Source organism: Kiritimatiellia bacterium, assembly GCA_026417735.1.
Lineage (GTDB): Bacteria > Verrucomicrobiota > Kiritimatiellia > PWTM01 > PWTM01 > CAACVY01.
The window spans coordinates 447,857-468,224 of record JAOACR010000009.1 but is presented as its reverse complement, the minus strand read 5'-3'; the positions used below and the strand labels follow the sequence as shown (position 1 = coordinate 468,224).

Annotated in this window: 17 protein-coding genes and 1 pseudogene; 11 read left to right on the top strand and 7 right to left on the bottom strand. The window is 68.9% G+C overall.

Going from position 1 to position 20,368, the window contains the following annotated elements:
* The first annotated feature begins 13 nt into the window (after positions 1 to 13).
* From N2652_05580 to N2652_05560, 5 genes are all read left to right on the top strand, one after another.
* Positions 14 to 3,415, top strand: coding sequence for a ThuA domain-containing protein (locus N2652_05580; protein MCX7818664.1), 3,402 nt, complete (start codon positions 14 to 16; stop codon positions 3,413 to 3,415).
* A gap of 348 nt (positions 3,416 to 3,763) precedes the next feature.
* Positions 3,764 to 4,633, top strand: coding sequence for a sugar phosphate isomerase/epimerase (locus N2652_05575; GenBank protein ID MCX7818663.1), 870 nt, complete (start codon positions 3,764 to 3,766; stop codon positions 4,631 to 4,633).
* Between the two features lie 22 nt (positions 4,634 to 4,655).
* Positions 4,656 to 5,504, top strand: a complete 849-nt coding sequence (locus tag N2652_05570; protein ID MCX7818662.1) for a sugar phosphate isomerase/epimerase — start codon at positions 4,656 to 4,658, stop codon at positions 5,502 to 5,504.
* Between the two features lie 317 nt (positions 5,505 to 5,821).
* Positions 5,822 to 6,088: a hypothetical protein gene (locus N2652_05565; protein ID MCX7818661.1), complete on the top strand. Its 267-nt coding sequence runs from the start codon at positions 5,822 to 5,824 to the stop codon at positions 6,086 to 6,088.
* A gap of 32 nt (positions 6,089 to 6,120) precedes the next feature.
* A complete protein-coding gene (locus N2652_05560) occupies positions 6,121 to 6,303 on the top strand; it encodes a hypothetical protein (protein ID MCX7818660.1) in 183 nt (60 codons plus the stop codon).
* Between the two features lie 327 nt (positions 6,304 to 6,630).
* On the opposite strand, the gene N2652_05555 is transcribed toward N2652_05560, so the two are convergent.
* The 5 genes from N2652_05555 to N2652_05535 form a co-directional block, all read right to left on the bottom strand.
* On the bottom strand, positions 6,631 to 8,040 hold the full coding sequence (locus tag N2652_05555) for a glycoside hydrolase (GenBank protein MCX7818659.1): 1,410 nt from the start codon (positions 8,038 to 8,040) through the stop codon (positions 6,631 to 6,633).
* Entirely contained in the window at positions 8,037 to 9,017 is a 981-nt protein-coding gene (locus N2652_05550; protein MCX7818658.1) for a glycosyltransferase family 2 protein, read from the bottom strand. The genes N2652_05555 and N2652_05550 overlap by 4 nt, the downstream gene beginning before the upstream one ends.
* Positions 9,010 to 10,524 carry a polysaccharide biosynthesis C-terminal domain-containing protein gene (locus tag N2652_05545; protein MCX7818657.1) on the bottom strand — a complete coding sequence of 505 codons (1,515 nt, stop codon included), beginning with the start codon at positions 10,522 to 10,524 and terminating at the stop codon, positions 9,010 to 9,012. The genes N2652_05550 and N2652_05545 overlap by 8 nt, the downstream gene beginning before the upstream one ends.
* 55 nt (positions 10,525 to 10,579) lie before the next feature.
* Positions 10,580 to 10,903: a hypothetical protein gene (locus N2652_05540; GenBank protein ID MCX7818656.1), complete on the bottom strand. Its 324-nt coding sequence runs from the start codon at positions 10,901 to 10,903 to the stop codon at positions 10,580 to 10,582.
* A 228-nt stretch (positions 10,904 to 11,131) separates the two neighbouring features.
* Complete coding sequence (locus N2652_05535) at positions 11,132 to 13,765, bottom strand: right-handed parallel beta-helix repeat-containing protein (protein ID MCX7818655.1); 2,634 nt, start codon at positions 13,763 to 13,765, stop codon at positions 11,132 to 11,134.
* A gap of 77 nt (positions 13,766 to 13,842) precedes the next feature.
* Between N2652_05535 and N2652_05530 the strand changes: the two are divergent.
* The 6 genes and pseudogenes from N2652_05530 (at position 13,843) to N2652_05505 (ending at position 19,212) form a co-directional block, all read left to right on the top strand.
* Positions 13,843 to 14,121: pseudogene (locus N2652_05530) on the top strand (Lrp/AsnC ligand binding domain-containing protein).
* Complete coding sequence (locus N2652_05525) at positions 14,118 to 15,416, top strand: dihydroorotase (GenBank protein MCX7818654.1); 1,299 nt, start codon at positions 14,118 to 14,120, stop codon at positions 15,414 to 15,416. The pseudogene N2652_05530 and the gene N2652_05525 overlap by 4 nt, the downstream one beginning before the upstream one ends.
* Before the next feature lie 50 nt (positions 15,417 to 15,466).
* Positions 15,467 to 17,614, top strand: coding sequence for a right-handed parallel beta-helix repeat-containing protein (locus N2652_05520; protein MCX7818653.1), 2,148 nt, complete (start codon positions 15,467 to 15,469; stop codon positions 17,612 to 17,614).
* Between the two features lie 52 nt (positions 17,615 to 17,666).
* On the top strand, positions 17,667 to 18,236 hold the full coding sequence (def, locus tag N2652_05515; GenBank protein ID MCX7818652.1) for a peptide deformylase: 570 nt from the start codon (positions 17,667 to 17,669) through the stop codon (positions 18,234 to 18,236).
* A gap of 64 nt (positions 18,237 to 18,300) precedes the next feature.
* A complete protein-coding gene (locus N2652_05510) occupies positions 18,301 to 18,810 on the top strand; it encodes a zinc ribbon domain-containing protein (GenBank protein MCX7818651.1) in 510 nt (169 codons plus the stop codon).
* A 39-nt stretch (positions 18,811 to 18,849) separates the two neighbouring features.
* Positions 18,850 to 19,212, top strand: a complete 363-nt coding sequence (locus N2652_05505) for a hypothetical protein (protein ID MCX7818650.1) — start codon at positions 18,850 to 18,852, stop codon at positions 19,210 to 19,212.
* Here the strand turns inward: N2652_05505 and lipB are convergent.
* Positions 19,170 to 19,931, bottom strand: a complete 762-nt coding sequence (gene lipB, locus N2652_05500) for a lipoyl(octanoyl) transferase LipB (protein ID MCX7818649.1) — start codon at positions 19,929 to 19,931, stop codon at positions 19,170 to 19,172. The two genes, N2652_05505 and lipB, sit on opposite strands and share 43 nt — an antisense overlap.
* Entirely contained in the window at positions 19,928 to 20,320 is a 393-nt protein-coding gene (gene gcvH / locus N2652_05495; protein MCX7818648.1) for a glycine cleavage system protein GcvH, read from the bottom strand. Before gcvH ends, lipB begins: the two co-directional genes overlap by 4 nt.
* Positions 20,321 to 20,368: the final 48 nt, after the last annotated feature.

Sequence of the window (20,368 nt, the reverse complement as noted above, 5' to 3'; positions counted from 1 at the left end):
GATGAAACTTTCCATGGCCTCCCTTGCCGTGGCCCTCGCCGCGGCGCTGGTCGGTGCCGAACGGGTCGCGTCGGAGGTGCCGCCCCAACCGACCCTCGCGGATCTGTCCGCGGCCATCGAGGCGGTGCGCCAGAGTACGAACTTTGCTCCCCGCGCCTCGTTTGCGCTGCTGGAACGCTGGATTCCCCGCTGGCCGGCGGAGTCGGACCGCGGCCGCGAGCTGGCCGGGTTGCTGCTCAATGCGCTCCGCGCGCCGGACACGACGCCGCTGGGGCGCACCACGCTCGCACAGCATCTCGCCTGCGTGGCCGGAGTGCCGGAACGGTCTGCTCTGACCACGATGCTCAGGGACCCTTCGTTCGCGGAGGTGGCGCAAATCGCGCTCGGCGGCCGGTGGCCCGTTGCACCGCCGACGGCGCCGGAGGCGCTCGAAGCGGCTCGCGCCTCCGGCTCCCCCGCGCAGCGGCTCGCGGCGCTCTCGCAGCTGGTCCACGACCACCCCGCCACTGCGCTTCGCGCCTGCGAATCCTCGCTCGACGACCCCGATGAGCAGGTCGCGGCGGCGGCGATTCAATGGCTCGCCCGGCTGGACGGCGCGCGGCTGGTCGCACGGATCGACTCGCTGGCGGCATCGCGGCAGGTGCTGGCGTTGGAGGCGGTTGCGGAACACCGCGTGGTGGAAGCGCGTAACGCGGCACTCGCCCGGCTGGAAGCGGCGGAGCCCCGGCTCCGGGACGCCGCGATCGCCGCGCTCGGGGCCATCGGCACTGCCGACGACGTCCCGGCGCTCGCCCGCCTCGGCGCGGTGCAAGCGCTCGCGGCGATACCTGATCCGGCGGCCGACGCCGCGCTTGTTCGCGCGTTGTCCTCCAACGACCGCACCACGCGCGTCACGTGCGTGCAGGCGCTCGCCGCACGTGGCGCCGCCGAGCTGACGCCGACGCTGCTGAAACTGGCCGACGACCCGGATGCCGCTGTGCGCCAGGCCGCTCTCAAGACCGTGGCCCGCCATGGAAACGCCGACGCGTACGACGGGCTGGCCCAGCACCTGCGCGACCGACCTTCACCTGAACTTGAAGACGCGCTGAAACAGCTCGCGCAGCGGCTCGCCGATCCGATTCGAACGCTCGCGCCGCTCGCCGAACTGCTTCGTGACGCGGATGCGCCGACTAGTGCCCGCGCCGCCGCACTGCGGATTCTGCCCGCAATCGGCGGCGCCTCCGCGCTCGAGCTCCTTCGTCGCTACCTCGAGCCACCTGACTCGCGGCTCGCCGACGTGGCCGCGCGGGCGCTCGCTCAGTGGCGCGAGCCCGACGCGGTGCCGCTGCTGCTGCGCCTTCGCGCCGCAGCCGACCCCGCCCAACGACAGCTTGCTATAGATGCGCTGAACCGTCTGGCCCCCCGCCTCACACTCCTGGGCGACCCGATCGCCTACCTCGATTGCGGTCTGTTCCCCACCGCTTCTGGCGTGGACGGCGTGTCCATCGCTGTGCGTCGCGGCGCACCCTGGCGATGGACGGACGCTCCGCCGGCCACCGTTGTGTTCGATTCGCAGCAGGTCGAGATCGAAATCAGCGGTCTCTCCCTGACCGGCCGCTACGATGTTGGTCTTTCGTGGTGGGACTATGACGCGGGGGGGCGGGAACAGTCGGTGTGGTTCGACGGCGAGCCGGCAGTATCTCGCACCCGGCTGCCCCAATGGCAAAGAGCCGAACAGCCGGCCGCAATCCTGCGGCTGCCGGTGCCGCCTGCGCGGATCGGGCCGGGTGGCAGGATCACGCTCCGCGTGCGGCGCGAGGCGGGCCCAAACGCCGTCGTGGGCGAGGTCTGGGTTGTTCCGTCCGTGGTCGTTTCCACCGCGGCCGCACCGGCGTCATTCCGGATCGACATCCGCGCGAACACCGGCGCAACCTGCCGCGTGCTGATCGTCACCGGCGAGGACATCGCCGCGCACCGGTGGCCGGACACCACGCCGCGACTGGTCGCCGCGCTCGCCGCGGACCCGCGGCTGGAGATCAGCGTCGCGGAAGATCCCGCAGTGCTCGCCACCCCCGCCATCGAGCCGTTCCAGGTCATCGTGTTGCACTTTCAGAACGCTCGCTCCGCCCCCTCCGCCGACGCGCTGGAGCGGCTCCGCCGGGCCGTATCGAACGGCTGCGGTCTTGTCGTTGCGCACTTCGCGAGCGGCGCGTTTTTCGACCGCAGCTCGAATTCGGTCCTTCCGCGGTACACCGAGTTGGCCGGACGCAGTTGGAACCCCCGGCGTCGCGGGCACGATCCCCGCGGTCCGTTCACCGTGCGGATCGCCGACCCCGCCCATCCGGTCACGCTGGGACTGGCGGACTTTGAAACCGACGACGAGCTCTACACCTGCCTCGACGGCGATGCGTCCATTCGCGTGCTCGCCGACGCAGTGTCCCAAGTGGATGGCCGGCCCTATCCGTTGGTCTTTGTCCGCCCGTTCGGTCGCGGGCGGGTGTTCCACTGTGCGCTCGGGCACGACCTGCGCGCGCTCGAGCCGGCCGGGGTCGCAGCGCTCTACCGCCGAGGAACTGTGTGGGCGGCCGGCTTGCCGCCGGGCGAGTTCCGCGCGGACGGCGCCGGGTTCGCGTTCCACACAGGCGAGCTCCGAGGCCGGCTTTGCGACCGCGGCCGCCCGATCGGCCTGGCCCCCCTGTCACGCGCGGGCGACGGCCGCTCGATCGCGCAGCCTCAGGGCGTGCTCTCCCTCTATCGCCTGCTGGATGCGGAACATCGCTACACTGATGGGTGGAGCCGCACCGACGCTGTCGCGCGCGCGCTCGCGGATGGGACCGCCGAGGTCGAGTGGCCCGCCACCTCCACCGACCCCTTCGAACTGCGCGCGCGCTGGCGGTGGGCATCGGCGAACACAGTGGACCTCGAGGTCAGCGTGAAACCGCTCCGCCCGCTTCGCGCGTTTGAGGTGTTTTGCGCGTCGTACTTCGTTGGGTTCGCGGATGCGAAAGCCTGGGCGCGACCACACGCCGGTGCCGCGTGGCTGCGAGCGGAACAGCACGATGGCATCTGGCAAGCATTCCCGCGAGACGAACACGCCATTTCACTGTTGCGGGACGGTCGGTGGCAGCGGCCACCCCATCCGGTGGAGTGGACAGTCCGCCCGCCGTATGCCGCACCACTCGCAATGCGGCACGACGAGGAGAGCGGACTGACCGCCGTTCTGGCTGCGCGGGCATCGGACTGCTTCGCGGTGCTGATGCCGCACGGCGCCGAGCCGCACCGCTCACTGTACCTCTCGCTCTTCGGCAACGACCTTCCAGCCGGTTCCACGGCCACCGCGCGCGCGCGACTGGTGGTCGGCGCGGGTTTGGACGGCCGGGCCGCCGAGGCGATCGCCGCGACACTCCGGACGCCGGTCGGCGCGGAGCCACGATGAGCGAGGAAGCGCGAAATGTTGTACCCGCAGAGGCGTCGCGGTGTTGCGGCGGACGCGCTCTCCAAATGTTCTCGGCCACCTGTTGCCGACAGGGGGTTGAGGCAAGGGACGGAGATGAGAAAAAGATGAGAAGAGATTGCGGCGGCGATGGACCGGGGACTCCCGCCGCCGTGACACCCGTTGCGCTCGAGGTTCCCGCTCGGTCGGCGATGCCTGGCGGGCCGGATTTCAGTCGGGTCGCGACCACAGCTCCTTGGAAGTTGCCGATTCGCAGGCGAAACGGAACGAGGACATCACCGCACAGCAACCCGCCGCCCGCTGTGGGGCGTGCCCCGGAGGAACAGAACCATGAAGGTTGGATTCCACACCGATGCGTTCAACTCGAGCTACAAAAGCTTTGAGGCGTGTCTTGGCTGGGCACGCGACCACGACGTACACTGGATCGAGTGCGGGCTGATCGACGGCGTCAGCTGGATCCACGGCCTCGGCTACCAGCCCCACGTCGCGCTGTACGAGGACCCGCTGCTGCTGCGCCGCACGATGGACCGCTATGGCGTGCGCTTTTCGCAGGTCGACGCCGCGTTCCCGCTTTCCGGACGCGACGGTCCGCTGCGCGGCGTGCCGTACGTGATGAAGGCGATCGCCTGGGCACACCAGATCGGCTGCCCCTGCGTGGACACCACCGATGGCCTCCACGCCCCGGCGGGTCTGGACGACGAGGCGGCGCTCGCGCTAATGCGCGGCGAATACGAGCAGATTCTCGAGGTCGCGGAGGCGCACGGCATCACGGTGAACATCGAGCCTCACGGCTACTTCACCACGAAGCCGCACTACATGGAGCGGATGCTCGCGTTCTCGTCCAGCCCCTGTCTGCGCATGAACATGGACACCGGCAACACGTTCATCGCCGGCCAAGATCCGGTGGAGTTTCTCCGCCGGTTCATCGGCCGCGTCCGCCATGTGCACGTGAAAGATGTCTCCGAATCGCTCGCCGCCGCGACACGGGGGCAGCAGACCGGCATTGCGGTCAGCCACTGCGCGCTCGGCGAGGGCGTGAACGCCGGTAACATCCGACGGTGTCTCGAACTGCTGCGCGATCACGGCTACACCGGCGTGCTGAGCATCGAGTGCGAGGGTCAGGGCGGGCCGCTGCTGGAACGTTCGCTGGAGTGGCTGCGCCGAACACTCGTCGACCTTCACATCCCTGAGGAAACATAACCGCGGTGCTGCGGAGAACCCGATGAAATTGGGTGTGAATCTGCTCGCATGGACGGCGCGGCCCGGCCCGGCGCACCGCAAGCTGCTGCGCGCGGCGCGGCGGGCCGGCGCCGACGGCGTCGAGGTGCCGGTGATGGGCGGCCGAGCGGGCGACTGGGCTGCGTTCGGCCGGCTGCTGAAGGAGGAGGGGCTGGAATGCACCACCTCGACAGCGTTCACCTCGCCCGATGCCAATCCCGCCGATGCGGACGTTCGCCGGCGCCGCGCCGCGCTTGACGCGCTGCGCAGTTGGATCGAGTGCGCCCACGCGCTCGGCGCCAGCGTGCTCTGCGGTCCCATGTACCAGACGCTCGGCTGTTTCAGCGGCCGCGCGCCTACGGCTGCGGAACTCCGTCGCGCGTCGGACGTGCTGCGATGCGCGGCCGAGGATGCACATGCCGCAGGGGTGGTGCTGGCGGTCGAACCGCTCAACCGGTTTGAGTGTCACCTGCTCAATACGCTCGCCGGTGCGGCCGCCTTTGTGCGGCTGGTGGGGCATCCGGCCGTCGGCATTCACTTCGACACGTTCCACGCGAACATCGAGGAGAAGAACCCCGCCGGCGCGGTGCGTCGCTACGGCCGCGCGATTGTGCATGTTCACTGCAGCGCGAACGACCGCGGAGTGCCGGGCGACGATCACGTGGATTGGATCGGAGTGTTCCGTGCACTCAAGAGCGCGGGCTACGACGGTTGGTTGGTGATCGAAGCGTTCAGTCGCGCACTGCCCCAGCTGGCCGCCGCAACGCGGGTTTGGCGGGATCTCTTCGGGGAACCTGGCGAAATCCTCCGTCGTGGCCTCCCGTTCGTTCGGCGCGCGTGGTCCCGTGCCTGACCCGTCGTTCGCGCACCGCGTTTGAGCAACGTCGGCGGGGATCCGGCGATCGCACGACATTGCAAATCATGCGACGATGACCACCCACCGATCGAGCAGCAGAACCGGCAACCGGCTCTGATCGGGGGGTATCCGAGAACGGCGCTGCCTCGAGTGCCTCCAGCATCGGGTGGCCATTGAGTCGACCGATCTCCTCGCGAACCGGATTGATCGGATTGTCAGCGGTTCGAGAAACGTTTCGCGGTTGGTCGTGAACAGCAGCGATCTGCGCGACTTCGGAGGCGTCGTGGGCAGCCCCGAGCCTCGAACGAAGGAACTTGGGCGCCGGAGTGGTCGTGCTGGGCGGCACCACCACCGATGTGGGGCCGACCACCATTTCGAACGGCATGCTCCGGATCCAGGGTGCGCACACCTGCACGGGCCTGATCACGGTGGCGGGCGGGCGCCTCGAGGACAACGGGTCAGTCACCGGCACGATCAACGTGCTCTCGGGCGGGACGCGGGCGCCGGGTGCCAGCGCCGGTCAGGTGACTGCGAACGCGAGCGTGACGCTGCAGAGCGGCGCGATCTTCGAGGTGAGCTGAACGGGACGCCGCCGGGGACGCTGTACGGCCCGTTGCTGATCGGAACCGGCTCAACGCTGACGCTGTCGAATCCGACGCTGTCAGTCATCCTTGGCTTCACGCTGAGCCTGGGCGACACGTTCCAGATTGCGAGCGGGCTCTCGACGCTGTCCGGTACCTTCAGCGGACTGCTGAGCTCGGTCAGCACGTTCAATGTCGGCTCGGCCCAGTTCTAGATTTACTGCAACAGCAACGACGTCATCCCGACGCTCATGCCGGAGCCTTCAGCGCTGACCATCGCGAGGCTTGCGCTGACGGCGCTCTTGATGCGGCGAGGAGCCCGCGGCTGAGCGCGACCCGCGCGACCAGCGTGCAGCGGTCGGCACGGAAGTCGAGCCTCGCGGGCGACATTCACCTCTTGTCTTGCGCAATGCCGGTGGGGGCCGACCAACGGCGTCCATGCCCAAAAACGAGCGGGCGGGCTTCCAATTCTTGGACGCGTTCCGCTCCCGGGCTTCCAAGGGTTGCATGCGCGCAGCCCACCGCCCCCTCCCTTCCGGGCGTTATTGGCAGTGGCGGCGGACAGCCGGCTGGCGATTCGCCGATGCGCAGACAGCGGCAGGAACGCGAGCGTGCCCGCCGTCCGGAGCGGCGCACGCCCAGCGCGCGATGCCCGAGGCGGCGGAATCCGGGCCGGCGTCTGAGGGCATGGAGGACAATGCAGCGACGGCGCGGCGCTCGCTATCCGGGACTCGGGCGGAAGTTCGACGAGCGAGCGCATCGAGTTCGTCGAGACGGAACCGCATGGACCGGATGTAGGGCGGCTGGCCGCTGTCCCAGGTGCCGTAGGTGGTGACGACCACCGTGCCGTCCGGCAGCACCTCGACACCGGGATAAGTGGTGTCCCATCCCCTCCGATTGTCGAGCAGCCGCACGTAGTACTGACCGGGCGCGCCGCGGACCAGGTCCTCCCACGTCCCCACCCACGCCACACAGTCGCCCTCGAACGGACTGCCCTGGCCGGCCTTGTCCACGTCCTCGTTGACGCCGAAGGGCCGGCCGCGCATACCCTCCGGGGTCGCCGCGCGGAACACGCACACGATCCGGCCGTCCGGTGCGTATCGGAGCGTGTGGCGGTCGCCCGTGCGTGAGCGCGGCATCTCGACTGGCTCACTCCAGCGCACACCTTCATCATCCGAAAACATGATGTGGCTGCCACGCACGCGGCGGTTTTCCCGCAAGAGTACCGCGAGCCGCCCACCGTCGGGCGAGCGGATCGCGCCCGGCTCGCACAAATGCACCTCCGCACCACTCCAGATCGAGGTCGGCACCGACCAGCTCAGCCCCCCGTTCGTGGAGATGGTCTGGTACAACGTAAACGTTTGGGTTGCGCGGCCGCCTGCGGTGAAATACGCGCCGGCGTCATGAAACATCGCCAGGTAGTGGCCAGCATCCCGCAGCGCAACGACCGAACCCATCACCACCGTTCCACCCCAGTCGCCGACCGGCTCCAGTTCGGACCAAGTGACGCCATCGTCGTCACTGCGTGCGAGCCGTGCTGGATAACGGCCGGACCACAGAATAAGCCGCCGGCGGCCGGCGGCGTCCACGACGCGGTGGATCGTCGGCGTTTCGAGACTGGTCGCCCAGGAGGCGGGCACCGGCAGCCGCTCGCTCCAGCTGCGGCCGCCGTCGGTGCTGCGTTTCAGCACGATCGCCCCTTTTCCATGGCCTTTCGGGTAGACCGCGAAGATCGTTCGGCCGTCCTCCAGCAGCACGGTCGAAACGTGCCCCAGGTACTGGCCTGCCTCGCGATCCACCACCGTCTGACGCGTGTCGTCAGCGGAGAGGTCGAGAACCTTCAGCCCCAGATCGAGTGGCGCCCCGATCGCGGCGGTGCCGATCCCCAGCAGCGCCAATCCGGTTCGCAGCCCCCACTGTCGGTTTGAGCTCCCTCGAGGTTGTGTCGTCATGCTGGATCTGCTGGTTCGCCGTTCCGGTTTCCTGTTCGAAGAACTTCGGGGACGTCCTCTGGGGGGTCACCGGGGCGAGGAGGGGGATTCAGCGGCGCGCGCAGGCCTTCGCGGTAGCCCTGCAGAAAGGGCCGAAGCCCCCAGGGCTTGCGCTCCGCCAGAATGCGCAGCGTGACGTAGGCGCGATGCACCGGCCCGGTCAGCCACGGCCAGTCCGGGTGCTTCCGTGCGAAGAGCGCCTCGCTGCGGCCGTACAGTCGCCAAGATTCGGGGTTGCGCGAGCCGGTGCGGGTGGAGAGCGAGACCTTGTGCCAGACGTGCGCGGCGGGCTCGTAGCGGACGGACCACCCCGCCGCTCGGGCGCGGAGGCAGAGGTCGTAGTCCTCCTGGAACACATGAAAGTCCGTGTCGAGCAGGCCCACCTCCTCGAAGAGCTCCCGGCGGAACAGGGCGACGCAAAAGGTGGCGAACTCGAGATCCCGGACGTCGTCCAGCGCGCCGTCGTCGTCCCCGCGTGTGCGCCGCAATACGATCGTGGGTGGCCACCGTCGATACCACGAACCGGCTGACCAGACGCGACGCGGCGCAGCGTGATAGAAAATTTTCGGCACGACGATGCCGGCGCGCGCCGCCGCCTCCGCCGCGGCAACGAGCCGTGCGACCATATCCGGCGCGGCGACCACATCGTTGTTGACGAGCAGCACGTATCGTGCGCCGCGCGCGAGCGCGTCCCGCAGTCCCGCGTTGAAGCCGCGCCCGACGCCCGCATTCGGGCTCAGCCGCAGCACCCGCGCCGTTTGCGCAGCCTCCATCACGCGCCGACAGGCGGCCAGCTCGCTGCCGTTGTCCACATAGAGCAGGGCGGGTCGGAGCGGCCGGGACGCGTCCAGGCTCGCGAGGCATTCGATGGTGTCGTCGGGGTGATTGTAGCCGAGCACGACGGCGACGACGTCAGCGCGGACCGCGGCGTCATTCATGGCCGCGATTCTCGGGGGCGCCGGCCAGGAGGGCAAGATCGGCGCGGCGCAGCGCGCCGGTGGCCAGGGGTGCGCCCGCGGCGATGGTGGCGGCGACCAGGAGCTGGACCGCCGGTCCGGTGGCGATGCGGGCCAGCTGCCAGGTGGCGAGCGCAACCGCCGACACGAGTGCCGCGGCGCCGACCCGGCCCGGCCGCAGCGCGACGGGATCAAGCCAGCCATGAGCGCAGAGCGGACCGCCGAGCACGGCCGCGAGCACCACGAGCGCCAGCGTGGTTGCTGCGGCGGCGCCTGCACCGCCCCACCGCGGCGTCAACGCGAGGTTCAGCCCGAATGCGAGCGCGGCCGCGGCGAGCGTCCACACGCCCACCCACCGTGACCGGCCCAGTGCGGCCTGGAGCCGGGCCGCAATCAACACCAGCATGAACGCAAGCGGCATCAGTGCGGTCCATTGCAGCAACGCCGCCGCATCGTCGTAAGCGGCGGAGCTGAGCACTCGAACCAGAGCGTCGCCCGCGCCCAGCAACACCGCGGCGGTCGCGATGCCGATCACCAGCGCGGTGCGCACCATGGCGGCGACGACCTCGCGCAGCTCTGCGGACGGCGGAGCGGCGGGATCGGGCGCTATGTTCCGGCGCCGGTGAAACTCCGCGATCAGCAGATCCAGCGCTGCGGTGCCCGCGAAGTAGCCCACCATCGCGATGTTCACCGCCAGCGCGTACGCGGCCAGCGTGTGCGCGTCGCGGACCGCGAGCAGCACGTACTGGTCCACGAGTCGAAAAAGCCAATCACCCAGCACCATCGGCATCAGCGGCAGACCGAACGCCAACCACTCGCGAAGACGCTCGGCCGACACCCTCGCGCCTGTACGCAGGACCAGCGGTGCGCAGAGCACCAACGCGGCGCCGGTGGCCGCCCATACCCACAGCACCCACGCCCACATCACCTCGCGCGGGCCCGCGCGACCCGCCGCCGCCAGCAGCGCGACGGGCAGGAACCACAGATCCGAAGCCAAAATCTGCAGCCAGCGCGCCGCGCCGTAGCGGCGGGTGGCCAACAGCGCGAACACACAACCGAGCAGCAGCAGCAACGCGGCCACCAGCAACGGCGGGGCCAGCGCGCTGGCGGCGATCTCGGGCGAGAGCTTTCGCGGTGGCCAGCGCATCAGTGCCCATGTGCCAACCGGCACGACGACCGCACCTATCGCGGCCAGACCCGACAGCACCGACACCAGCAGCTCCCCCTGTTCCGCGCGCGGCCGCCCCGGCAGCCGGCGCAGCACAAACTCAAAGGCGCCGAACGAGAGCGCCAGCGCCCCGAACGCGACGGTGGTGCTGATCAGCATGAGGCTGCCGTACACCTGCCTCGCCAGCAGATTGGTCAACAGCTTGATTCGGACCGGCGTCAGCAGAAACCGCAGCGCGACAAAACCGAACGATCCCCAGAGCACCGCGAGCGAATGCGACCAACCGGCAGAAGTCGACCAAGCTGGAGCAGAGCGGCCCATCGAAGGACGGCGCAGTATAGCCCCTCGCGCCGGCCGCCCCAACCACTGCGGGAGCTCAGTGGGGGACGAACAGGCCCTCGACGAGCGGGTGGAACTTTTTCCAACCGCGCTCAATCCGCTCGCTCGTCGCCAGCGGATCGGCAGCCGCCTGGATCAGCACCTGCGAGGTGCGTGTCTCCTTGCGGCGCCGCTCCTCCTGCGCGTCGATCAACTCGTGCTGATAGTGTTCGCCGACGAGTACCCATCGCATCCCGATCGCCGTGAGTTTGCGCAACAGCCGCAGGTCATCGGAGCCGCAAACCACAAACGTCTCCACCTCGTCGCGGCCATGAACGGCCAGATCGAACGCTTCCAGCGAGAGCGATACGTCGGCGCCCATCTCTCCGGGCTGGTCTCGGACACCGGGCACCGGCAAAGAGTGTTGGACAAGGCCGGCGAGCATCAGCACGTCATCGAAGGCGGCCTGCTTCCTGTCATTGATTTGCCCAGGCCATCTGGTCCGCGGAGAACCGCCCGCGAAACTAATGCGCCTCGACAATGTGACCGACGTGGCTACGGAGCTGCTCGCGTTCCGCATCGCGATGGGGTCCTGCGGCGCTGGAGACGGTTAGCGCTCGCCGGGTGGCTCAATGCAGAGCGTGACGTTGTCGACAAAGAACCGGCATTCATTCGTGCCGTGCGCGATGATGCCGAACCAGTGGACTGCCTGGAATGAGTCGGCGATCGGGAGCGCATCATACACCTGCGGCGCGCCGGCGCCGCTGCGGCGGACTTCGAGGCGATAGGTGCCGGTGCGTCGCGACCCGACCGGCACGAACACGTCGTACCGCACCCATTCGCCGGCGGCGACGGTGAACAGATTCGAGCCGCCCGATTCGACGGTGCCGTCGCGGTGGATCAGCACATAGGGGCCTTCGCGATAGCGCGGCAACGCGTCGCGCAGCTCGAACATCGGCATCGCGCCGTTGTCCCATCGCAGGTCCATGCCGGCCTGCACGACGCCGTTCGAGTAGCCCTGCACCATCAGGTGAAGGTGCGGATCATACTCGCGGCCCGGCGCTGTGGAGGGGCCGTCGCGGAACTCGAGGCTGCGGCGGCCGGCGGCGGCGGTTTCCTCGGTGATGAGTGCGGACTCTCGGGGGGAGGCGGAGCTGGCAATCATGCCGAACCACGGCTGGCCCACCGTCAAGCGCTCAAAACCTTCCCGGAGCGACAGTGGCGGCGGCGGCGAGACGTGGGCGGGCGGAAATGCGCGCGGCACCGGCGGCAGTGCGGGCCGCGGGCGTGGCTGGAGCAGTCCCGCCCGGCGCCAGGGCGGTTCAGGCCCGATCCGCGCGGCGGCCGGTGAGTTGGGCGCAAACGAGTAGTCGTCGGCCACCGGGTTGCAGAAGCCGGGATCGTTGACCTCCGCGTCCGGCTCACGGGCGCGCCAGCGCGCCAGATCCAGACCCCCGGGAAACTCCACCGCGCCGGCCGCGCACCAGTAGAGATTGCGTTCGAAAAGAACATCATCCTTCGGCTCATGGTCCCGCTCGACCAGCCGCGGGACCAGCGCAAGCCAGACGTTCCGACGCAGTTCAAAGGGGCCCAGCCGCGGCTTGTTGGAAAACTGCATCGCCGCGTTGGTGCCGAGCGCGAAGACGTTCGCGATCAGCCGGTTCTCCCGCGCCGCGTGCGTGTGGAACGGCGCGTCCTGCGTGCGATAGGCGAGGTTACTCTCGACCAGCATCTGCGAGCTGCCTTCGTCCAGGTAGATGCCCCAACCGCCGTACCGGTCTCGCGACACGTCATGGATCCGGTTGCCGACCAGCACCGTTCCCGGCTGGCGGCCGAGCGTGTAGATGCCGCCCATGTCGCTCAGCACACCCTGCCCGATCTGGAAGATGTGGTTCATCGCGATGCGGTTGTGATGTGCCGGATTTGCGTTGGTGCTCCAGGTCCACCCGAGCGAAATGCCGGTGTAGTAGAAGTCCGAAATTTCGTTGTGCTCAACAATGTTGCTGGCCGAGTGGCCGATGAAGACACCGACCGCGGCCGGATGCACGCGGCCGCCCCCCTCGATTCGGCAGTTGCGGACCACGCAACGGTTGGCCGGCCGCTCCGGTCGGATCGTGCCAAGTTTGACGCCACCAGCGCCCAGGTCGGTCATGTCGCAGTCGCGAATAACCACATCGGCGCAGCCGTCGCCCGCCTCGATCGCGTAGCCCCCAAGGTGACGAAAATCGCAGCGTTCGATCACGACTTCCCGCGCATCGCTGAGCTGCAGTGCCGCGTCACAGATCGCCTCGGCCTGGCAGAAGGAGTAACCGTCCGCGGGCAGCGTCCACGATGAGTGTGCAAAGGTGAGCCCCCGGATCACCACGTGTTCCACCGGCCGGCCAGCGGGGTCGCCCCGGAGTTTCAGCAGGACTGGGAGCTGCGGCACGACCGCGACGGTGGTTGCCGGCGATTCGCCAACCAGCGGCACGTACGTGAGCGCGCTGGTCTGAGGGTCGTAGAACCAGTCGCCGGGCTCGCCGAGCGCGGCCTGCACGTTGTCGAGCCGATACCGACTGCCCGGCGCTGCGGAGGTCCACATCCGGCCGGTCGTGGTGAGCCAGTGTCCCTCCGCCTCCACGCCGACCACTGGTAGCCGGGAGGCGCTCCAATTGAACGGCACATGGAACAGCAACACCTCGACGCCGGGACCGATCCATTCCGGCCGCACCTGATCTTGACGAAAAGGAATGGCTGTGGAGAGCTGCCCTTCAGGCGCTTGCGCGGCGAGGTGAAAATACCCGCCGCGCGGCAGCGCGGGGCGGAACCGGCGTTGTCCGTTGACGTACAGCTGTGCGAATGGCCGCAGCGGCCGAACGTCGAGCTGCCACCAACCGTTGGAGAGCACGTTCCAGCTGACCAGTCGCCGGCCGCCGCTCAGCACTGGCCGGCCACCGGGCGCAGCCTCAATCACCAGCGGCGCGGCGGCGGTACCTGAGTCGGCCGGGCTCAGCTCCAACGGCGCGGGCAGCTCGTAGAGGCCCTCCGCGATGGCGATCACGAGCGGCGTGGCGCGATCGGGCTCCGCGGCGCGCAGCGCGCGCGCCAGTTCGAGGGCGCGCGCCGGCGTCGCAACCGCCTCGGCGGGTGAACGGCCGGAGCGGTCATCGCGCCCGTCGGGGGCCACATAGAGGGTGGGGTCCGCCGCCGACGAGAGCGCGGCCAACATCAAGAATATCAGGCAAGAAAGACGAGCACTGGGCATGTTCGCTCGCTCCCGCGCGCATGCTAGACTTCAGGGGCTGGCACGTCAATGTTCGGACCGGCTCGAGAGGAGACAACATGGTCACCGCCATCGTCCTGATCAATGCAGAGCGTTCGCAGATCCGATCGTGCGCGGAGACGCTTGCCGCGCTGCCGGGCGTTGCGGAAGTGTAGTCGGTGGCGGGCGCGTTCGATCTGGTTGCGATGTTGAGGGTGCGGCGCAACGAGGAGCTTGCGGACCTGGTCGCCGACCCGATCGGCCGGGTGTCCGGCATCGTGCGCACGCAGACGCTGATCGCGTTTCGCGCCTGGTCCCGCCATGATCTGGAGCGCATCTTCTCGATCGGTGAGGCGTGAACCTGCCGCGCAAACCGACCGGCGCCGCATGGCGTCTTGTGGGCGGCCGGCTGCTGGATCCCGCCAGCGGCACGGACCGCATCGATGAGCTAGCGATTGCGGACCGGCACTTCGTGCCTGCGGGGGACAGGGCGGCCCGGTCTGCGAACGTGCTGGACGTGAGCGGGAGGATCATAGCGCCCGCCTTTATTGATCTGCATGTGCATTTGCGCGAGCCGGGCATGGAGGAGGCTGAAACGATCCGGTCGGGCCTGTGGGCGGCCGCGGCGGGAGGCTTCGGTGCGGTGGTCTCGATGCCGAACACCTCGCCGCCGGTGGACTCCCCCGCGCTGGTCCGGCGGCTGATCGAGACCGCGGAACGGGTGGGTGGCCCGCAGTTGTGGCCGGCTGCGTGTCTGACGCGCAGCCGAGCCGGTGGCGAGGTCGCCGAGATCGAGGCGCTCGTGGAGGCCGGCGCGGTCGCGTTCACCGATGATGGCTCGACAGTCAGTCGAGACGATGTGATGGAGGCCGCAATGCGCCGCGTCGCCGCGATCGGATCGGTTGTGCTCGACCACGCGCAGGACCACGCCCGGGAGAGGCTCGGGGTTGCGGGGGAGGGTGCCGCGCGGCGGCTCGGCGTGCCAGCGATCCCGGCGGAAGCGGAGATCAGCGTTGTCGAGCGCGACATCCGGCTGGTTCGGGCAACGGGCTGTCGGCTGCACGTGCAGCATCTTTCCACCGCCGGCGGTGTGGAGGCGTTGCGGCGAGCCCGGGCGGAAGGTTTGCCCGTCACTGCGGAAGTAACGCCCCACCATTTGGCGCTGTGCGAGGACGATATTCCCGGCGACGACGCGAACTACAAAATGAACCCTCCGCTGCGCTCCGAGCGCGACCGCGCGGCGCTGCGTTCGGCGGTGCTGGAGGGCGTCGTCACCTGCCTGGCGACCGATCACGCGCCCCATCCGGCGGCTGCGAAGGCGAAAGGGTTTCTGACCGCGCCGTTCGGCGTGATCGGGCTTGAGACCGCGATCGGCGTGACCTGGGAAGTGCTGGTGCTCGGCCTGGGGATGAGCCCGCTGGAGTGGGTGCGGCGATGGACGTGCGGCCCGGCGGCGGTGCTTCGCCGAGCGCCGCCGTCGCTGGCGCCCGGCGCGCCGGCGCACGCGGTGGTGATTTCGTTGAATACGGAGTGGACGGTGGTGCCAGCGCGGTTCCGATCGCGGAGCCGCAACACGCCGTTTGCGGGATGGCGGCTGCACGCGAAACCTGAGATGATCATCCTTGACGGGAAGGTCTTTGACCTTTCACCGTGAGGGGTGGCTTGCGCGGTGGTCCGCGGGTGCGGTGGAGAGGCAGGTATAAGATGCGTACCGGCTGGTCTGCTCGAGGATGGTGGATCGCGGCGGTGCTGCTGGTGGCCGCCGTGCGGAATGGCGAGGGCGGTACGGCATGGGATTTCGTCGTTGCGCCGGACGGCGATGACCGCGGGCCGGGAACTGCGCAGCGGCCATTTGCGACAATCGGGCGGGCGCAGGCGGCGGTGCGCGAGCTTTGGGCGAGCTCGACGAACCGCGCGGAGGTCCGCGTGGGACTGCGCGGCGGCGTGTGGACACTGGAGGAGCCGATCGTGTTTCGGCCGGAGGATTCTCCGCCGCCGCACGGCCGCACCATCTACGCGGCGTGGCCGGGCGAGACGCCGGTGCTCGCGGGCGGTGTGCGGCTGAAAGGGTTTCAGCCGACGCCCACGGGCGCCTGGCAACTGAGGGTGCCGGCGAGTGTGGGCGCGTCGGTTGAGCATTTGTACGTGAACGGCCGTCGAGCGGTGCGCGCGCGCCATCCCAATGCGGGCAACGCCTTTCTGCTGGCGGACGCGGAGGAGACACCGCCCGCCACGAACCGCTCGCGCAGCGGCCACTCCACGGTGCGGCTGCGGTTCGCGCCCGCCGAACTCGCGCCGCTGGTGCAACTATCCAGCGCAGCGCTGGCTCGCGTGCATGTGGTCGTGCACCACAAGTGGGATCACACGCGTCGCTGGGTTCAGGGACTGGACGCGGCCGCCGGCGCGGTGATCACCACCGGCCGGCCAACGAAGGTATGGAACCCGATCACGAAAGGATGCCTCGCGTACTTTGAAAACGTGCCCACCGCTTGCGATGCTCCGGGGGAATGGTCGGTAGAGGCAAACGGAACGCTCTGCTACCGACCACGAGCCGGCGAAACTCCTGAGAACGCCGAGGTGTGGGCGGCGCGCACCGGTACGCTGCTGCGGTTTGAGGGAGACCCGGCCGCAGGGCGCTGGGTCGAACGGATCCGCATCGAGGGGCTGCACCTTCTCTACGCGGATTACCGGACACCCGATTCCGGTTTTGAGCCGCACCAGGCGGCGGCCAACATCGAAGCGGCGGTGATGGCCGATGGGGCACGCGAGGTGGAGCTGATCGGCCTGACGTTGCGACACACCGGAGCTCACGGGGTCTGGTTCCGCCGCGGATGCCAGCGTTGCCGAATCGAGCGCTGCGAGCTGTCCGACCTCGGCGGCGGCGGCGTCAAGGTCGGCGACCACATCAGTCCCCGCTCGCCGGCCGAGGAGACGTGGGGCAATGTCATCCACAACAACATCATCCACCACGGGGGTCGGCATTTCCCGTGTGCCTGTGGGATCTGGATCGGCCACAGTGGCACCAACACGGTGACGCACAATGACGTGGGGGACTTTTTTTACACCGGCATATCGGTGGGCTGGGTCTGGGGCTACGGCCGCAGCTTCGCCCGGGCGAACGACATCGGCTACAACCACGTTCACCACATCGGCCAGGGTTGGCTCAGCGATATGGGCGGCATTTACACGTTGGGCCGTTCCGAGGGCACGCGCGTGCACCACAACCACTTTCACCACATCTGGGCGCACACCTACGGCGGCTGGGGGCTCTATACCGACGAGGGCAGCACTGGCATTCTCTTCGAGAAGAATCTCGTCCACGACACGAAGGACGGGTCATTTCACCAGCACTACGGCCGTGGCAACGTGGTGCGCAACAACATTCTCGCCTTCAGCCGCTACGCTCAAATTCGGGTGACCCGAATCGATGACAGGAACCCGCCCCCCGCCGGTGTGAACGTGCCGGACACGCGCCTGACTTTAGAGCGGAACATCATCCTGTGGGACACCGGCGCGCCGCTGGACCCGCCGGAGCGTTGGGGCCGGCTCGCATGGACCTCCGCCAGCAACCTGTGGTGGTGTGTCGCCGGACCGGTCACCAACCTGGCCGGCCGGACTCTCGCCCAGTGGATGGCAGTTGGGCGGGAGGTCGGCTCGATCGTGGCCGACCCGAAATTTCGCAATGCGGCGGCACGCGACTTTGCACTTGCACCCGACTCGCCCGCATTCGCCCTGGGCTTCGAGCCGTTCGACCCCTCCCGCGCAGGAGTGTGTGGCGACGCCGCCTGGATCGAACGCGCACGGCGGGCACCGATGCCGGACCCGCGCAACCTGCCGGCCTGGTCAAAGTAACCGAGGCGGCGCATCTGGCACGGACGCCGACCGCGGCGTATAGTCTGGGTGCATGAGGTTGCCGCTCCGTTACTACGGCGATCCAGTGTTGAAGCGCCGTGCGCTTCCGGTCCGCGAGGTGGACGAGCGCCTCCGTCGGCTGGCGGAGGACATGATCGACACCATGCGGGCGGAACAGGGGATCGGTCTGGCCGCGCAGCAGGTCGGCGAGACGGTCGCGCTGTGCGTGATCGAGGTTCCGCCGGAGTCGGATGCCGACGCGGAGGGCCGCCCATTGAACCCGGGCCTGTCGATGCCGATCGTGATGTTCAATCCCCGGATCGTGCGCGCCTCCTCGCAGACGGAGGCGCGAGAGGAAGGGTGCCTGAGCTTTCCCGACATCCGTGCCACGATTGTCCGACCGGTCGAAGTCACGGTGCAATGGCTCGGGCTCGATGGACGGCCCACCGAAGCGACCCTGCGGGGACTGACCGCGCGCTGCGTACAGCACGAAATGGATCACCTGGACGGCATTCTCATCAGTGACCGTATGTCGCCGGTGGCCCGGATCGCGCTGGCCGGCCGCCTGAAGCGACTGCGTCGCGAAACCGAGGCGTCGGCCGGCACGGTGCGGGCCGGTTGACCGGTTGGGCCTCGCGATTACGATCGTTCGAAAGCAGGGGCTGCGGAGGCCCCCAAGAACCGCTATGCCGATCTACGAATATCGCTGTGCTCGTTGCGGCCGTGTCTCGCAGTTTCTGGTTCGCAACATCGCCTCGCACACGACGCCGGCGTGTCCGCGTTGCGGCGCGGCGGAGATGCGGCGCGTGATTTCCCGCGTCACGGTGATCGGCGGCCGGAAAGGGGCGCGCGCGGACGCGCCGGCGCCTCCGGACGACGACTCGTCGGCCGCCGCCGCGGCACCGGAGACGGAAGCGGATGCCGGCGAAGCCGCAGAGGAGGGCGGCTTTGAGCCGTCGGAGGCGGACGTCGCCCGGATGGAAGCGCTGCTGAACAACATGGACGAGAACGATCCACGTTCGATCGGCCGCGCGATGCGCGAAATGGCGGCGATCGCGCGGGAACCGCTCGAAGGGGAGATGGAAGAGGTCGTGCGTCGGCTCGAGTCGGGGGAGGATCCGGACAAAATCGAGGAGAAAATGGGCGATGCGCTGGGGGATGCGGACGGCGGCGGCGACGAGCTCTATGACGGCTGAGGCCTCCAGCAGCGTTCCGGACCGCCGGGAGACATGGGCATGAGCGCGGGCGGGCGATGTCCTGCGTGCGGGCACGAAACGCTCTGGATCCGGACCCCTCGCTACGAAGGATTTCGACGCGTGGGCGAGGAATTCAAGTGTGCCAGGTGTGGGGCGCGGGTCGCAGCGGAGGCGGCGGCGTCCCCGGCACCCCGTCAGCCGGCGATCTTCAGCGAGGAGGATCGACCCGTGGCGCCGCGGGTTTTTGCCGGCGAGCCGCCACCGCGGTTCTGTCGGCGCTGCCGGCACTATGTGGTGAACCCCTTTCGCCAGTGGTGCGGGCTGCACCGGCGCGACGTCGCCGCAACGGACAGTTGCGATCAGTTCGAGGCGCGCGAGTCCGCGGAGCTGCCGGACGGCTGAGCGGCCAGCGTGGCGGCCAACTCCGGCGGCAGTGCCTCGCCCTCTCGCCAGACGGTCAGTCGCCGGCCGAACACCTGCTCGAAGTTGGCGAGCATCCGCTCGGCGACCGCGTCCATCGACGGCGCATGCCCGCCAAGACAGGTCCGCAGCGAGGCTACCGGTTCGCCGCGCAGGCCACAGGGCACGATCCACTCGAAGCCGTTCGGGCACGGATCCACGTTGAAGCTGGTGCCGTGCAGCGTGACCCAGCGGCGCAGATGGAAGCCGATCGCGGCGATTTTGCCCGAGGCGGTCCAGGCACCCGCCATGCCGGGGCGGCGCCAGGCCGCGACGCCGAAGTCCGCGCAGGTGCGGATGGAGAGCTCCTCCAGGTTCCAGAGGTGGCCGTGCGCATCCGCGCCGACTCTCCCCAGGCGCAGAATGGGGTAGACGACCCACTGGCCGGGTCCGTGATACGTCGCGTCGCCTCCGCGCGAAGCGACGTGCAGTTCGACGCCGCAGGCGGCCAGCTCCTCGGGGGTACGCAGCAATGCTTCCCGCCGGCCCCGACGTCCAAGCGTGATCACTGGCTCGTGCACCAACCAGAGCACCACGTCCGGAACCCGGCCAGCCAGCCGGGCGGCATGCAACGACAGCTGCCAGCGCAGCGCTTCCGCGTAGCCGACGGGCCGGGGGCGGACGAACGCCCAGGCCTCACCGCTCGAGGGCGGCCGGCTCACTCCTCCTCGTCCGGCGGCAGCTGCTCCTCGTAGGCGTCGGCGTCAAGGAGGCTGGCCACCTCCTTGGGGTTCTTCATCCGGATCTTGAAGAGCCAGCCGTCGCCATACGGGTCGCGGTTGATGCGGTCCGGCTCTTCGGCGACCGCGGAGTTCACCTCGACGATCGTGCCGCTCACCGGCGCATAGACGTCCGAGGCGGCTTTCACGGATTCGACAAACGCGACCTCGTCCGAGACGTTCACCTCGTCGTTGAGGTCCGGCAGTTCGACGTAGGTGATGTCCGAGAGCTGCTGCTGCGCGTAGTCGGTGATGCCGACCGTTGCGACGCCGCCCTTCACCCGCACCCACTCGTGGGTGCTCGTGTACCGAAGCTCACGCGGTATGTTCATGGACCAGGGTCTCTCCTGAATCTTTGGGTCCGCCCCGCCGGCCCGAAC

Coding starts and splice junctions, on each gene's coding strand:
- N2652_05580 (MCX7818664.1), top strand. CDS start 14: ATGGCCTCCCTTGCCGTGGCCCTCGCCGCGGCGCTGGTCGGTGCCGAA.
- N2652_05575 (MCX7818663.1), top strand. CDS start 3,764: ATGAAGGTTGGATTCCACACCGATGCGTTCAACTCGAGCTACAAAAGC.
- N2652_05570 (MCX7818662.1), top strand. CDS start 4,656: ATGAAATTGGGTGTGAATCTGCTCGCATGGACGGCGCGGCCCGGCCCG.
- N2652_05555 (MCX7818659.1), bottom strand. CDS start 8,040: ATGACGACACAACCTCGAGGGAGCTCAAACCGACAGTGGGGGCTGCGA.
- N2652_05550 (MCX7818658.1), bottom strand. CDS start 9,017: ATGAATGACGCCGCGGTCCGCGCTGACGTCGTCGCCGTCGTGCTCGGC.
- N2652_05545 (MCX7818657.1), bottom strand. CDS start 10,524: ATGGGCCGCTCTGCTCCAGCTTGGTCGACTTCTGCCGGTTGGTCGCAT.
- N2652_05540 (MCX7818656.1), bottom strand. CDS start 10,903: ATGGGCGCCGACGTATCGCTCTCGCTGGAAGCGTTCGATCTGGCCGTT.
- N2652_05535 (MCX7818655.1), bottom strand. CDS start 13,765: ATGCCCAGTGCTCGTCTTTCTTGCCTGATATTCTTGATGTTGGCCGCG.
- N2652_05520 (MCX7818653.1), top strand. CDS start 15,467: ATGCGTACCGGCTGGTCTGCTCGAGGATGGTGGATCGCGGCGGTGCTG.
- def (MCX7818652.1), top strand. CDS start 17,667: ATGAGGTTGCCGCTCCGTTACTACGGCGATCCAGTGTTGAAGCGCCGT.
- N2652_05510 (MCX7818651.1), top strand. CDS start 18,301: ATGCCGATCTACGAATATCGCTGTGCTCGTTGCGGCCGTGTCTCGCAG.
- N2652_05505 (MCX7818650.1), top strand. CDS start 18,850: ATGAGCGCGGGCGGGCGATGTCCTGCGTGCGGGCACGAAACGCTCTGG.
- gcvH (MCX7818648.1), bottom strand. CDS start 20,320: ATGAACATACCGCGTGAGCTTCGGTACACGAGCACCCACGAGTGGGTG.